General features: G+C 73.4%; 10 protein-coding genes. 2 read left to right on the top strand and 8 right to left on the bottom strand.

All coding sequences use genetic code 11. The annotated features are described in order from the left end of the window. Nucleotides 1-58 precede the first annotated feature (58 nt). From ABT129_RS18560 to ABT129_RS18535, 6 genes are all read right to left on the bottom strand, one after another. Entirely contained in the window at nt 59-1,606 is a 1,548-nt protein-coding gene (locus ABT129_RS18560) for an RNA polymerase sigma factor (RefSeq protein ID WP_351902110.1), read from the bottom strand. 380 nt (nt 1,607-1,986) lie between these two features. Then, nucleotides 1,987-2,874, bottom strand: a complete 888-nt coding sequence (locus ABT129_RS18555; protein WP_351902108.1) for a FadR/GntR family transcriptional regulator — start codon at nt 2,872-2,874, stop codon at nt 1,987-1,989. 160 nt (nt 2,875-3,034) lie between these two features. Further along, on the bottom strand, nt 3,035-4,831 hold the full coding sequence (locus ABT129_RS18550) for an ATP-binding cassette domain-containing protein (RefSeq protein ID WP_351902106.1): 1,797 nt from the start codon (nt 4,829-4,831) through the stop codon (nt 3,035-3,037). 122 nt (nt 4,832-4,953) lie between these two features. Next, the gene (locus tag ABT129_RS18545) at nt 4,954-5,766 is read right to left on the bottom strand and encodes an NUDIX hydrolase (RefSeq protein ID WP_351902104.1); all 813 of its coding nucleotides are present in this window, start codon (nt 5,764-5,766) and stop codon (nt 4,954-4,956) included. 109 nt (nt 5,767-5,875) lie between these two features. Continuing rightward, entirely contained in the window at nt 5,876-7,951 is a 2,076-nt protein-coding gene (locus ABT129_RS18540; protein WP_351902102.1) for a glycogen debranching N-terminal domain-containing protein, read from the bottom strand. A 115-nt stretch (nt 7,952-8,066) separates the two neighbouring features. Continuing rightward, nucleotides 8,067-9,515, bottom strand: coding sequence for a DUF4192 domain-containing protein (locus ABT129_RS18535; RefSeq protein WP_351902100.1), 1,449 nt, complete (start codon nt 9,513-9,515; stop codon nt 8,067-8,069). Between the two features lie 142 nt (nt 9,516-9,657). On the opposite strand from ABT129_RS18535, the gene ABT129_RS18530 reads away from it, so the two are divergent. Continuing rightward, nucleotides 9,658-11,841 carry a RecQ family ATP-dependent DNA helicase gene (locus tag ABT129_RS18530; protein ID WP_351902098.1) on the top strand — a complete coding sequence of 728 codons (2,184 nt, stop codon included), beginning with the start codon at nt 9,658-9,660 and terminating at the stop codon, nt 11,839-11,841. Nucleotides 11,842-12,069: 228 nt separating this feature from the next. Continuing rightward, the gene (locus ABT129_RS18525; RefSeq protein WP_351902096.1) at nt 12,070-12,699 is read left to right on the top strand and encodes a hypothetical protein; all 630 of its coding nucleotides are present in this window, start codon (nt 12,070-12,072) and stop codon (nt 12,697-12,699) included. A gap of 80 nt (nt 12,700-12,779) precedes the next feature. On the opposite strand, the gene ABT129_RS18520 is transcribed toward ABT129_RS18525, so the two are convergent. Both ABT129_RS18520 and rnhB read right to left on the bottom strand, forming a co-directional pair. Next, nucleotides 12,780-13,418, bottom strand: coding sequence for a hypothetical protein (locus tag ABT129_RS18520; protein WP_351902094.1), 639 nt, complete (start codon nt 13,416-13,418; stop codon nt 12,780-12,782). A 106-nt stretch (nt 13,419-13,524) separates the two neighbouring features. Further along, the gene (rnhB, locus tag ABT129_RS18515) at nt 13,525-14,235 is read right to left on the bottom strand and encodes a ribonuclease HII (protein ID WP_351902092.1); all 711 of its coding nucleotides are present in this window, start codon (nt 14,233-14,235) and stop codon (nt 13,525-13,527) included. Between the last annotated feature and the right edge of the window lie 76 nt (nt 14,236-14,311).

The following is a 14,311-nucleotide window of genomic DNA, read 5'->3' as shown; positions in this document are numbered from 1 at the left end:
CCCGGCTCCCCCTCGGGGAACCGGGCCCTTCCGCGTACCGCTCCGTACGTCGTACGGATCAGTCGAGGTAGTCGCGCAGCACCTGCGAACGCGACGGGTGACGCAGCTTCGACATCGTCTTCGACTCGATCTGACGGATCCGCTCGCGGGTCACGCCGTAGACCTTGCCGATCTCGTCCAGCGTCTTCGGCTGGCCGTCGGTGAGACCGAAGCGCATCGAGACGACGCCGGCCTCACGCTCGGAGAGCGTGTCGAGGACCGAGTGCAGCTGCTCCTGGAGGAGCGTGAAGCTCACCGCGTCGGCCGGGACGACCGCCTCGGAGTCCTCGATCAGGTCGCCGAACTCGCTGTCGCCGTCCTCACCCAGCGGGGTGTGGAGGGAGATCGGCTCACGACCGTACTTCTGGACCTCGATGACCTTCTCAGGGGTCATGTCGAGCTCCTTGGCCAGCTCCTCCGGGGTGGGCTCACGGCCCAGGTCCTGGAGCATCTGGCGCTGCACGCGCGCGAGCTTGTTGATGACCTCGACCATGTGCACCGGGATACGGATGGTGCGGGCCTGGTCGGCCATGGCGCGGGTGATCGCCTGACGGATCCACCAGGTGGCGTACGTGGAGAACTTGTAGCCCTTGGTGTAGTCGAACTTCTCGACCGCGCGGATGAGACCCAGGTTGCCCTCCTGGATCAGGTCCAGGAAGAGCATGCCGCGGCCGGTGTAGCGCTTGGCCAGGGAGACCACCAGACGGAGGTTGGCCTCCAGGAGGTGGTTCTTGGCGCGGCGCCCGTCCTCGGCGATGATCTCCAGCTCGCGCTTGAGCTTCGGCGCGAGCTTGTCCGAGTTCGCGAGCTTGTCCTCGGCGAACAGACCGGCCTCGATGCGCTTGGCGAGCTCGACCTCCTGCTCGGCGTTGAGCAGCGGGACCTTGCCGATCTGCTTCAGGTAGTCCTTGACCGGGTCGGCGGTGGCACCGGCGACGGCGACCTGCTGCGCCGGAGCGTCGTCCTCGTCGTCGTCGGACAGGACGAAGCCCTTGCTCTCGCCCTCGGTCTCCTCCTCCTCGCCCTTGCCGGGCGCGACGTCCTCGAGCAGCTCTTCGCCCTCGGCGAGCTCGTCGGCGTCCTTCTTGGAGGTGGTCTTCTTGGCCGCCGTCTTCTTGGCGACGGTCTTCTTGGCCACCGTCTTCTTGGCGACGGTCTTCTTCGCGGCCGCCTTCTTGGCGGCGGATCCGTCCTCGTCGGACGGGTCGGCGCCCTCGGCCGCGGATGCCGCGGAGGCCGTGACGGTCGTCTTCGTCACGGTCGTCCTGGCAGTGACGGTCTTGGTGGCGGTGCGCTTGGCCGGGCTCTTCGCTGCGACGCTCTTGCGGGCGCGCTTCGGCGACTCCGCTGCACTGACCATCAGCGTCACACCCTCTTCCTCGAGGATCTGATTGAGGCTGCGCAGAACATTCTTCCACTGGGTTGGCGGAATCTGGTCAGCCTCGAAGGCCCGACGCACGTCATCGCCGGCGATCTGCCCATCAGCCTTTCCCTGCTCGATGAGCGCCATCACAGACTCGGACTCGGCGATCTCCGGCGGGAGCGTACGGGATGTGCTGGCCGACACGAACAACCTCTCGGAACGATGGAAACGGCTTCCGGCCCCGCCCTGGATCAGGCTGGAGCCGACGACCGTCGACGGGGAATGTGCCGACGGCGCGGGCTGGACCGGGGAACTGCACAGCGCCTCCATCGGCTGCTGTATTCCTTCCTCGGCTGTCACCTCTTAGGTCATCGCACGGCTCGGAGGAGTGTTACGCCCAATCTTCGTGGCCCGAGTCACACCTCATGTGCGACAAAAAACGCAGAGGAGTAGATAAGGGTACATTCGCGCCGCCGAAACCCGGACGCCACCCGGGGAGTCCCTGCCGGACTCCCCGGGTGCCGCTCGGATCCGGCGGCACGTGATGTCCGCGCCTCCGCGCTCTCCCGGCCACGGCCCGCGGGTCAGTGTTCGCGGGGGGCGGGGACGACCCGCTCCACCTCGGGGTGGACCGTGAGCAGCTGCCGCATGGCCGTCTCCGCGCCGAGGGCGTCCCCCGCGGCGAGCGCGTCCACGATCCGGGCGTGGTGGGTGAGGCAGGCCTCACTCGGGCGGTCGCAGCCCGTGACGGGGCCGCCGGACACCTGGAGCGCGGCGGCGACGATGCCGGAGAGGTGCTCCAGCATGCGGTTCCCGGCGAGCTGGATCAGGAGCGAGTGGAACTCGGTGTCGGCGCGGGAGAAGGTGATGCCGTCCCCCTGGGCGAACGCGTGGCCCATGATCTCGACCATGTCGGACAGGCGCTGCTGGACGTCCTCGCGGCCGTGCCCGGCGGCGAGGCGGGCGGCCAGGGGCTCGATCGTCCAGCGCAGCTCGTTCAGCTCGCGGCGCTGGTCGTCGCGCTGCGGGCCGAAGGCGCGCCACTCGATGATGTCGGGGTCGAGGAGGTTCCAGTCGCTGACCGGCCTGACCCGGGTGCCGACGTTCGGGCGGGCGCTGACGAGCCCCTTCGCCTCCAGTACGCGCAGCGACTCGCGCACGACGGTGCGCGAGACCTCGAACCGCTGGCCGATCTCCTCGGGGACCAGCGGGCGGTCGGCCCCGAGGTCGCCGGAGACGATCATCTGGCCGAGCTGCTGGACGAGCTGCCCGTGCAGTCCGCGCCCCCGGTTGCCGGTGCCACGGCGGCCGACGCGGCCCAGGTCGGTGTCCACCCCCTCCCAGGAGGGCGGACCCACGCGGCCGGCGGCGGGCGCCTCCGCGTAGGGGTAGCGGTCGAGATCGCCCGGGGCGCCGAGGCCGGAGTCGACGGAGCGGGCGGCGGTCATCATGGTGTGCGCAAGGGTACTCACGCATCCTTTGTCGGCGTTGCCTCCGTGCCCCTTGAGGTCTTTGGTGAAAAGCACACGAAAGGGTGATCGGCACCCCCTACACAATTGACGATTAATCGGACATTTCTGGCGGATTCCAAGGGAGTTGGCGGCAAACCGGAACCTTTCGATCCGCAGGTGATCACCAACGCGCCTTACGGCGAAGGCCGGTGAACACGTAGGCGCAGAGCAACCCGGTCAACATCAGCGACAGAGCCACCCCCGCGGGCTGCCCGAGCACCCGCAGCGCCCCCGCCAGCCACCTGTCCGCCGCCGGGGACCACTGCGGTCCGGCGAACTCGCGCAACCGCGCCGGAAGTCCGGCGACCGACCGCACCGACGGTCCGGTCAGCAGCTTCTGGAGCAGCGGAACGAACGCGACCGGCACCGCGAGGACCGCCGCAACCCCGGCCGCCGCGGCGCGGAACACCCCGGCGCCGAGCACCCCGGCCCAGGCGCATCCGACGATCAGCCCCAGCCAACTCACACACAGCGTGGGCCAGTTGCTCGGTACGGTGATCAACTCCGCGCCGTAGACGAACCGCAGGACCTCCAGATCCACCACCACGACGGCCGCTCCGAGCACGAGGGCGACCGCCGCCGCCACGGCGAGCTTCGCCAGCAGCAGTCCCGGCCTGCGGGGCACCGCGCCCCGGCCCGTGGTGAGCGCGGGGTAGCGGTACTCCTCACCGAAGGAGAAGGCGCCGAGGAGCCCCGCCCCGAGGGCCGCGGGCGGCAGCGGGGAGATCGCGGGCCAGCCGGCCAGGACGGCGGGCAGCGCGGCACGGCCTCCCCGACCGAGGAGCAGGGCGAGCACCACGGAGCCGAGCAGGACGGCCGCCACGACGAGCGGGGTGGACGGCACGCCCAGGAGCCGGTGGATCTCGTACCGCAGCGGACGCAGCGGCGAACGCGCCGGCCTGCGCGTTCCGCCTCCCCGACCGTCCGTGGCCCCGGGAAGCCCTTCCGCCCGGCGCCCGGCGCCGGGCTCCCCGGGCGCGGCTCCCTCCGGGGCGCGGGCGACCGGGCCCGCCCCGGCCTCGGCTCCCTCCGGGGCGCGCGGAGCCGGGCCACCCCCGGTCTCGGCGGCGAGCCGGTGGATCGGGACGCCGTGACGGAACGCCGTGTCGCCGACGGCGGCGCAGTCGCTCCCGTAGACGGAGAGGCGGTTGCCGTCCTCGGCGACCACCTCGACCGGCCGCCGGGCGGCCCTGGCCTCCTGCGCCACGACCGCGGCCAGCCGGGCGGCCTGCGGGGTGCGGACGGCCACCCGCGGCCGCATCCGGGTACGGGCGAACTCGGCGACGTCCTGGTCGGCGACGAGACGGCCGCGGTCGAGCGTGACGACCCGGTCGGCGTTGCGGGCCGCGTCCTTGGGGTCGCCCGTGGTGTAGAGAACCGTTCCGCCGCCGTCCGCGTGGGCCCGCAGCAGCTCGTACAGCCACGCGCCCTCGGGTACGGAGAGGCCCGCGCCCGGCTCGTCGAGCAACAGGGTGTGAGGCTCGCCCAACAGGGCGGAGGCGAGGCCGAGTCGGCGGTCCGCGCCGATCGGGAGCGTACCGATCCGTCGGCGCTGCAGGCCGTCGAGCCCCACGGCCCGCGTCAGCTCCTCGGCCCGTGAGACGGGAACGCCGGTGGCGGCGCAGAGCATCCGCAGCTGTCCCCGGAGCGTGCGGGAGGGGTGCCCGGGGATGTCGCCGAGGAGCACGCCCACCTCGCGAGGGGGGTGGGCGAGGCGATGGAGGGGGCGACCCCGGAAGTAGGTCATCCCGCGGCCAGGTTCGAGTTCGAGCATGAGCCGGAGAGCGGTGGTCTTGCCGGCGCCCGGGGGGCCGAGCAGCGCGGTCACGGCACCCGGCCGGGCCTCGAAGGTCAGATCGTCCACGGCGGGCGGACGATCGTGGCGGGGAGTGCTGGTCAGTCCGATTGCCTGGAGCATCGCTTCTCTCGCGGTAGGGGACACCGCTCCGCGGCAGGGCGGCGCTACCGCAGCAAGATAACGCTACATTTCGGACTTTCCGTGCAGGGTTGGTGCCCTGGGGTGCCGGATGCGCGCGTCCGTCAGACCTCGGGACGCAGCATCGGCGGGTTGAGGAGGGTGGCCCCACCTGCCCTGAAGAGCTGGGCCGGGCGCCCGCCCTGACGGGTCGTGGTACCGCCGGCCGGCACCAGGAAGCCGGGCGTGCCGGTCACCTTCCGGTGGAAGTTGCGCGGGTCGAGGGCGACACCCCAGACGGCCTCGTAGACACGCCGCAGCTCCCCGACCGTGAACTCCGGCGGGCAGAAGGCCGTGGCCAGGGAGGAGTACTCGATCTTGGAGCGGGCCCGCTCCACGCCGTCGGCGAGGATCCGTGCGTGGTCGAAGGCGAGCGCCCCCGGACCGCCCTCCTTCTCCTCGTCCCCGGCGTCCGCGGCCTCTCCCGCGGCTTCGACGGCCCCGGCGAGCGCGTCCTCGCCGAGCAGTTCTTCGACCGGCGCCCAGCGGGCACTGTTCGCGTCGCCGCCCGCCCTCGGCGCGGGCAGGTCCGGAGCCAGGGCCAGGTGCGCGACGCTGACCACCCGCATGCGCGGATCACGGTCGGGCGCCCCGTACGTCGCCAGCTGCTCCAGGTGTGCGCCGTTGCTCGGCACGGGCGACGGGGCGGCCGGATCGTAGGCGCAGAGACCCGTCTCCTCGACCAGTTCGCGTGCGGCCGCGGCGCCGAGGTCCTCCTCCGCGCGCACGAAGCCGCCGGGCAGCGCCCAGCGCCCCTGATACGGCGTCTCCCCCCGCCGTACGACCAGGGTGCAGAGTGCGTGGCGGCGCACGGTGAGCACGACCAGGTCGACGGTGACGGCGAAGGGCGGAAAGGCCGACGGGTCGTAGGGAGGCATGCCGCGATCATAGTCGTCTTCCTGACGATAAACACGCCCCTCGACAGGATCGGCGACGACTTCCGCGCCGTGCCGCGGAGCTTCCCTCGTGTCCGTGTCCGACATCCCGTCACACCCCCAGCTGAAGGCCCTCTGCGGCCTCCTCGACCATACCGAGACCGAGCCTGCCCACCCGTACGGCGAACGGCTCACCCGCCACCACGAGCCCCGAGAACCGGATCGCTCCGACGGGGGCGGAGCGCATCGGGTGGGCCGACACGGACCGCCCGGGTGCGTCGGGCCGGATGCCGGCGAGCGCGAGCAGTGCGTGGACGGCTCCGGCGGCCGCGACGGCCGCCGGCCGGCACGCGGCCGGGTGCGGCACCGGGCGACCGCCCGCCGTCCGCTGCTCCCCCGCGTACATCTCGGGCAGCCGGTACGTGAAGGCCTCCGCCGCGTCGAGCAGCCCACGCAGCAGGGAGGCGGCCTCCTTCTCGTGGCCGACGGCGGCGAGTCCGGCGACGGCGACCGCCGTCTCGTGCACCCGCACGGCACCCGCCCGGTGGCCGAAGGGGTTGTGTCCCGGCTCCTTGACGCCCAGCCCGCGCAGCCCCCAGCCGGAGTCGAGGGCCGGGGCGCCGAGCAGCCTCGCCAGCTGTTCGCTCTCCGCCCGGTCCAGCAGGCCCCGCGCGTACCGGCCGCCGCCCAGCAGTCCGGTGTCGAGCAGGTGCGCGGCCCAGCCGCCCAGGTGGGGCAGAATCCGGCCGTCCGGGCCGCGGGCGGCGGCGGGACGACCGCCCCCCGGGTCGTCGAGCCAGAAGTCCCGGCGGAAGCGCTCGCGCAGGGTCCGGGCCGTCTCGCGCAGTCCGTCCCCACCGGGCCTCCCGCACCCGTCGAGCAGGTCCGCCCCGAGCAGGGCGGCGCGGTGCGCGTGCGCCTGTGTCTCGGCCCGCCAGGGTCCGGCGGGCCCTGGGTCCGGCACGAGGCCCGTCCCACCGGCCGCCCGGCGCAGCCACCCGAGGCACCGCTCCGCCACGGGCAGCAGCTCCTCCAGGTCCGCCGTCGGAAGCCCCCAGCGGCGGGCCTCGGCGAGCACGGCCGGAAAGGCGAGGGTGGCCTCGATGCCCGTGCAGCGGGGTGGCAGGTGCGGGCCCGCGTCCCTGAGGGGCCCCCGCATGCGGCCGGCCTCGGGACCGTCACCGGAGAGCTGGGCGCGGCCGAGGGCGCGCAGGGTGGTGACGGCGAGCCGGGTACCGAGGGGCAGGGCCATGCGGGCGGCCCAGAGCGCCTCGGCGGTGACCGGTCCGCAGCGCCAGGGGACCCCTGCCGCGAGGTGCACGTCGGCGGGGTGCGCCGGGTCGCGCTGGAGCAGGGCTCGCAGGTCCTCGACCGATGTCCGCAGCAGCTCCCCCGGCCGTGGGTCGTCGCTCTCGGCATGGGCCTCGGCGAGGAGATGGCCGCCCGGCCGTCCGGCGCCCCCGCCCGAGGAGGCGGTGGGGCGGACGGCCGAGCCCTCGTGGACCCGTAGCCGGACCGTGTAGGTGCCTCCGGGCGCCAGCTCGGCCTCCCAGCGCAGTACTCCGGCGGCCGCCAGGGCGTCCATGGGCGGCGGGTCCGCCGTGACGGCGACGGCGCGACCGCCGCCGTCGGTCCAGCGCAGGCCGGTGCCGTGGACGCTCGCGGAGAGTTCGGGTCCCGACCTGCCGGACGCCACCGCGCCCAGGTCCGCGAGATCCGTGCCCAGAGAGATTTCCACAGGGAGCCGGAGGGGACGGGCGACAGCGCTTCGCAGGGTGATCCGCTCGGTGCCGTCGGCGCTCCGCGTGCGCTCGACGGAGAGACCGGGGTCGGGCCCCGTGTCCCCGGGGAGGCGGAGGACGCCGAGGAAGACGGCTCGATCGGCTGCCGCCATTCGGCCCTGGAGGGCGACGGGCTCGCGCCCCGCCACCCGCAGGACGCAGCGGGACAGGAGCCGCCGCCCCGCCGTGTACACGCCCTCGGGTCCCTCGCCGGTGAGCTGACCGTGCTCCGCGCAGACGGCGAGGGCGGGCAGGGCCACGCAGAGGAGCGCGTCGTGCACCGAGGGAAGCTCTGCGGGGCGCGCGGCACGGGAAGGCGCGACGCCGGGACCGGACGGCCGCCCGGGCGCAGGCCCGGTGGGGGGTCCGGTGGGACGGCCGGGGGCCGGGACGGGGCTGAGGGCCATGGCGGGTAAGGGGTGCTCTCTGTGCGAACCGGGCGGCCGGCGAAGTGACGGCGGGACGGTTCGGACGACTCCGCCAGAGAGCTGAACGCGCCTGCGGGTGGCCGGGTCACGCTCGTCATCGGCCGCTCCTGCTGCCGCGCTGCCCGCCGTGCCTCGGAGCGCCCTTCCCCGGCTTGCCCGTGGCGGGCCCACCGGGCCGCACCCCGGCCGTCGGCCGGCGCTCGCCTCCGCCGGTCCGGCGGCCGGGGTCACGGAGGGTCTGCCGCGTGCCCTGCGGGCGGGCGGTGCGCATCCGGACCCGCCGGGAAGAGGCGGCGGTGTCCTGCTCCGAGGCCGCTCGGCCGTCCCGCTCGTTCCTCAGGCAGGAGCGGAGCGACTCGGGGTCGAGCCCTTCGTTGCACGCCTGGTGCAGCAGCTGGGCGAAGACGTACTCGGGGTCGGCGTCGAGTGCGAGTCCGAGGGCGACCCGGGCGGTGGGCTCGTCGCCGGTGGACCAGGCCGCCCAGCCCGCGAGGGTGAGGGGCGCGGCGGCGTGCTCCTGGTAGGGGGTGACGCAGCGCCGGGCCAGCACGCGCCAGAGCCGCAGGGCCGCCTTGCCCTCCCAGCCCTCCATCCATTCGGCGGCGCGGTCACGTGTGACGCGGTCCTGGAGACCGATGATCAGCGCGGCCGCTTCGTCGGTCCCGACGAGCGCGTCGTCGGCCGCGTCGCCCTCGGCCGTCCACACGACGGCCCTCCCCGCGCCCGCCGGGACCGCCCGGCCGGCCGGGGCAATCGGGGCCGTCGGACCGGCCGGGGCGGTCTTCTGGCTCTGCGGGTTCTGCGGGTTGGCGAACCGGCGGAGGACCTCACGGGCGAGTCGCACAGTCGTCTCGCGCACGTCCTGGCGCTCCCGGCCCTCGGCGTCTTCGAGGATCCGGGGGACGATCGACGCGGAGGTCGCGTCGAGTGCCGCACGCTGTTCCTCCTCCCGGGGCCCTCCGGACGGCTTGAACCGGCCCTCCATGTCCCGCAGGGAGCCCCGCACCTGGACTCCGGCGTAGGCCGCTGCCGCCGCCATCACCGACGTACCGCTGAGGGCGAGCGGGGTGCCGTCGGGCGGACAGCAGCGTGCGTCGGGGCAGCAGTAGGAGAAGTAGAGACCGTCGGAGATGCAGAGGGCCTCGTAGACGGGGATGTCGAGTGCGCCGCAGGCGGTGCGGAGGCGCTGGGCGAAGGGGCGCAGGCGCTCCATGACGCTGCGGCCCGTCTCCCCGGCGGCCGGGTCCTGGCACAGGAAGACGACGATGCCGTCCGGTCGGCTGCCGCTCCTCGCACCTCCCTCGACCAGGCATTCGGCGAGGTGATCGGCGGTGGACGCCCATTCACGGGGCGAGCGCGGAATGCCGAGCCTGACCCGGCCGCCGAAGCGGCCGTGCTCGCCGTGCAGGGCGGCCAGGACGACGGAGTCGGTGGGGTGGAAGCCCAGCATGAACGGCAGGGCGTCGGCCAGTTCCGCCGGGCCTCGCAGGGTGATCTGCTGGGTACGGGTGGGTCCGCTGGATTCGTGGTGGTTCGCGTTCATGGTCAGGACGTTCTCGTGATCTCCCGAAATCCGAAACCCCTGTGGATAACTCCCGGAACGCGGCATCCGTCCGTCCGTCGAGTTGTCCACAGGTCCGGCGTCTCATTCGCGCGATGTCCGAGGCATCGGGTTGCATGGAGGCATGACCCACGCAGACCCCTTGGAAGACCGCGCCGCCCTGCGCACCGCCGCCGATGCCGTGCTGGCCCGTCTCGTCTCGGACCCGACCGGCCGGGCGAGACTGCGCGAGGACCAGTGGCGGGCCATCGAGGCCCTGGTCGCGGACGGACGCAGGGCCCTGGTGGTGCAGCGGACCGGCTGGGGCAAGTCGGCCGTGTACTTCGTGGCGACGTCGCTGCTCCGCGAGCGCGGCAGCGGTCCGACCGTGATCGTCTCCCCCCTCCTCGCGCTGATGCGCAACCAGGTGGAGGCGGCTGCCCGGGCGGGCATCCGTGCCCGGACGATCAATTCTTCGAACACGGAGGAGTGGGAGACCGTCCAGGAGGAGGTCTCCGCCGGCGAGGTGGACGTGCTCCTGGTGAGCCCCGAGCGGCTCAACAATCCCGACTTCCGCGACCAGGTGCTCCCCCGCCTCGCGGCCGCCACCGGGCTGCTCGTGGTCGACGAGGCCCACTGCATCTCGGACTGGGGACACGACTTCCGGCCCGACTACCGCAGGTTGCGCACGATGCTGGCCGACCTGCCGTCCGGGGTACCGGTGCTCGCGACCACGGCGACGGCGAACGCCCGGGTGACGGCGGACGTGGCCGAGCAGCTCGGTACGGGGGCCGGCACGGACGCCCTGGTGCTGCGCGGGCCGCTGGACCGGGAGAGCCTGAGCCTGGGCGTGGTCAGGCTTCCGGACGCGGCGCATCGGCTGGCCTGGCTGGCCGATCACATCGGCGAGCTGCCCGGCTCCGGGATCATCTACACACTGACCGTCGCGGCGGCCGACGAGGTCACGGCCTACCTGCGCCAGTGTGGACACACGGTCTCCTCCTACACGGGCCGCACGGAGAACGCCGACCGGCAGCAGGCGGAGGACGATCTCCAGGCCAACCGGGTCAAGGCACTGGTGGCGACCTCGGCCCTCGGCATGGGCTTCGACAAGCCGGACCTGGGGTTCGTGGTGCACCTCGGGTCGCCCTCCTCCCCGATCGCCTACTACCAGCAGGTCGGCCGGGCCGGGCGAGGCGTGGAGCACGCGGAGGTGCTGCTGCTGCCCGGGCAGGAGGACGAGGCGATCTGGCGCTACTTCGCCTCGGTCGCGTTCCCGCCCGAGGAGCAGGTGCGCCGCACGATCGACGTGCTCGCGCAGGCCGGCCGGCCGCTGTCCCTGCCCGCCCTGGAACCCTTGGTGGAGCTGCGCAGGACCCGGCTGGAGACGATGCTCAAGGTCCTCGACGTGGACGGCGCGGTGAAGCGGGTGAAGGGCGGCTGGGAGAGCACGGGCCGGCCCTGGGCGTACGACACCGAGCGGTACGCGTGGGTGGCCCGGCAGCGGGCCGCCGAGCAGCAGGCGATGCGTGACTACGCGGCGACGACAGGGTGCCGGATGGAGTTCCTGCGGCGCCAGCTGGACGACGAGGAGGCCGCCCCGTGCGGTCGCTGTGACAACTGCGCGGGGAACCGGTTCGATCCCAAGGTGTCCGACGCGGCTCTGGACGCGGCCAAGGGCGAGTTGGGCCGGCCGGGCGTGGAGGTCGAGCCCCGGAAGATGTGGCCGACGGGGCTCGCCGCTGTCGGGGTCGACCTGAAGGGGCGTATCCCCGCCGGCGAGCAGGCGTTCGGCGGCCGGGCCCTGGGGCGGCTCTCGGACATCGGCTGGGGCAACCGGCTGCGTCCGCTGTTGGCCGACACCGCTGCGGACGGTCCCGTTCCGGACGATGTCGTGCAGGCGGTGGTGCATGTGCTCGGTGACTGGGCCAAGGGGCCCGGGGGTTGGGCCTCCGGGTCGCCGGACGCGCCTGCCCGTCCCGTCGGCGTGGTCACGGTCGCCTCGCACCGCAGGCCGCGCCTGGTGGATTCGCTGGGCCGGCGGATCGCCGAGATCGGCAGGATGCCCCTGCTGGGCACGGTGGAGTACGGCCCCGAGGCGGACGAACTGCGGTTGTCCCGGACCAACAGCGCCCAGCGGGTGGTCGGGTTGCAGCGGACCCTGACGGTCTCCGCCGAGCTGGCCGACCGGCTGGCCGCGGCGGGCGGTCCGGTTCTCCTGGTGGACGATCTGTCCGACAGCGGCTGGACGTTGGCGGTGGCGGCGCGGCTGCTGCGGCGGGCCGGAGCGGAAGGGGTGTTTCCGCTGGTGCTTGCCGTCCAAGGGTGAAACAGGAGGGGAAACGGGGAGTGAACAATGGGCAACTGGGCAGGGATATGAGTGGCATACCAACGCATTCCCGTCAGCGGCCTCAATTGCTCGTTGCCGCTCGCGCACGGGCCAGCAAGAATTGGGAAACCGCCTCGCACGGCCCGTCAGCGGTCCGGAAGGACTGTGCTGTGGTGCGCCCTCACCCGACCTTGCCCGCCTCGCGGGCGCGTATCCGAAGGGAGGACCGTGACCCTCGGATTCGCTCCGCCCACAGCCACCTCGCTCAGATCTTCGTCCGAGTCCGCCAGCCGCCTCGCTCGGGTACTCGAACCTGCCGAGTGGTCAGCGGCGGGGATCCCCCTGCTGCGCAATCCGCGTGAGGTCGTCAGCGGCCTCCACTCGCGTCACACGCCCACGCCCTCGACGGCGGTCCTGGCGATCCTGGACCACGAGGAACGACTCGCCGCCAGCGCCTCGTTCGTCCGGCGCCCCACGCCCGCGGACGGCTGGGAGTTCCGCAACGCTCTGCTCGCGCACCTGCGGCGGGTCATCCCGCACGACCTCCGAAGGCGCACGCCCGTGCGGACCGCGGTTCTCCTGTACTGCCGGGAGGGCGACGAGCGCTGGACGGAGGAGGACGGGGCCTGGATGTGGGGGCTCCGGGACGCTTGCACCCTGCACGGGCTCCGCTGCGGCGCGTACATCACGCTGACCCGTGGCGGTTGGCAGGTGCTCGGCGAGGGCCGGGGCGGCCGTCGACCGAGCTCCGACTCGATCCCGCTGCCTCTCGGTGACGGGCCGGCCGAACTCGGCCTGCTCACACCGCGAATCGCGAGCGGCGCCACCGAGCCCCTGCGCCGGGCCGCCGCCCGCTGATCTCTGATCTCTGATCTCTGATCGCGTGAACGACGTCGGCCCCCGCCGGGCCCGGTTCGGTCCGGCGGAGGGGCTGTCGGTCAGACGCCGGCGCCTGCTCCGAGGAGCGTCGTGACGCGCTGCGGGTCACCGCAGACGACAAGCAGCGCGCTCGCGCGGGCCATCGCCGTCGGCAGAGCCTTGGCGGCCGTCTCGTCGTCTCCGCTGTTGAGGGCGACGATCACCACGGGGCGGGTGGCGGCCCGCTCCACGGCGGCGGCGTGCGCGAAGAAGACGTCGTCACCGGTGTCCTGCTGGGCCCAGTAGGCGGCTTCGCCGAAGGACAGCTCGTGCGTGGCCCACGGGTGGGGGGCGCCGGTGGTGAGCACCAGGACCTCGCCCGGCGCCCGGCCGTTCTCCAGAAGCAGGTCCAGGGCCTCTTCGGCGGCGTCGAGCGCGCCGTCGACGGGGGCCGGGATCAGCTGGAGCTGCGGCGTGGATCGCTGATCGGAACGATTCTCCGGGGTGTTCGCCGGAGACTGCCCGGCACCGGGGTGCGGGCGCTGCGCCGGTGCGGCGGGCCTGGCCGGGCCGGGTACAGGGCGTCCGGGACGCGGGGTGGCCGCGGAACGCGGGCCGGGTACGGGACGGGGGGTCGACGCGGGGCGGCCGGCGGCCGCGGTGGCGCGGGGACCCTGGGCGCTCTCGTGAATCTGAGGCTCCTCGGGGATGAGAGGCATGAGTGGATGTCTATCAAATGCCGATGCGCCAGGCACCGGCGGGTGGGCACACATGTGCACCCCGGCCGTGTGGGAGCCCCGTCGGCAGGGCCCCTCGACCGGAAGTTCAGAAGTCGAAGCCGAGTTGGCCCCCGCTCTCCAGCGCGGCCGCCTCGGCGGAGAGGCGGACCTTTTTGAGGTGGCGCCACCTGGGCATCGCGTCCAGGTACGACCAGGAGAGACGGTGGTGCGGGGTGGGCCCCAGCTCTTCGAGCGCCGCTTTGTGGACCGGCGAAGGGTAGCCCGCGTTGGCGCCGAAGGCGTAGGCCGTGTACTCCCCGGCCCCGATCCCCAGCTCCGCCATGACCGTGTCCCGCCGGACCTTCGCGATGACGGAGGCGGCGGCCACGGCGATGCAGGACTGGTCGCCCTTGATCACCGTACGGACCTGCCAGGGGCTGCCGAGGTAGTCGTGCTTGCCGTCGAGGATCACCGCGTCGGGCCGTACGGGAAGACCTTCGAGGGCCCGGACCGCCGCGAGCCGCAGCGCCGCGGTCATTCCGAGTTCGTCTATCTCCTGGGGGGAGGCGTCGCCGAGCGCGTACGCCGTGACCCACCCCTCCAGCTCCGCGGCGAGCGCGGTACGACGCTTGGGGGTGAGCAGCTTGGAGTCGGTGAGGCCTTCGGGGGCCCGGCGTAGACCGGTGACGGCCGCGCACACGGTGACCGGGCCGGCCCACGCCCCGCGTCCGACCTCGTCGACTCCAGCGACGATCTTGGCGCCGGTGGTGGCTCGGAGCGATCGCTCGACGGTGTGGGTGGGTGGTTCATACGGCATGGCGCCTGACAGGTTACGCCGCCTGGTGCGGAGTGCGGTACCCGGATTCCCCTCGGGCGCCCGAGGGGACCTCGCG

This window comes from Streptomyces sp. NPDC002057, from assembly GCF_040296665.1.
GTDB lineage: Bacteria > Actinomycetota > Actinomycetes > Streptomycetales > Streptomycetaceae > Streptomyces.
Note: the sequence above shows the minus strand (reverse complement) of the source record. Positions and strands in the feature narration are given on the sequence as shown.

What these genes read in the sequence shown, in the direction of transcription:
- ABT129_RS18545 (WP_351902104.1), bottom strand. Translation starts at nt 5,766, where the DNA reads ATGCCTCCCTACGACCCGTCGGCCTTTCCGCCCTTCGCCGTCACCGTC.
- ABT129_RS18520 (WP_351902094.1), bottom strand. Translation starts at nt 13,418, where the DNA reads ATGCCTCTCATCCCCGAGGAGCCTCAGATTCACGAGAGCGCCCAGGGT.
- rnhB (WP_351902092.1), bottom strand. Translation starts at nt 14,235, where the DNA reads ATGCCGTATGAACCACCCACCCACACCGTCGAGCGATCGCTCCGAGCC.
- ABT129_RS18530 (WP_351902098.1), top strand. Translation starts at nt 9,658, where the DNA reads ATGACCCACGCAGACCCCTTGGAAGACCGCGCCGCCCTGCGCACCGCC.
- ABT129_RS18535 (WP_351902100.1), bottom strand. Translation starts at nt 9,515, where the DNA reads ATGAACGCGAACCACCACGAATCCAGCGGACCCACCCGTACCCAGCAG.
- ABT129_RS18540 (WP_351902102.1), bottom strand. Translation starts at nt 7,951, where the DNA reads ATGGCCCTCAGCCCCGTCCCGGCCCCCGGCCGTCCCACCGGACCCCCC.
- ABT129_RS18550 (WP_351902106.1), bottom strand. Translation starts at nt 4,831, where the DNA reads ATGCTCCAGGCAATCGGACTGACCAGCACTCCCCGCCACGATCGTCCG.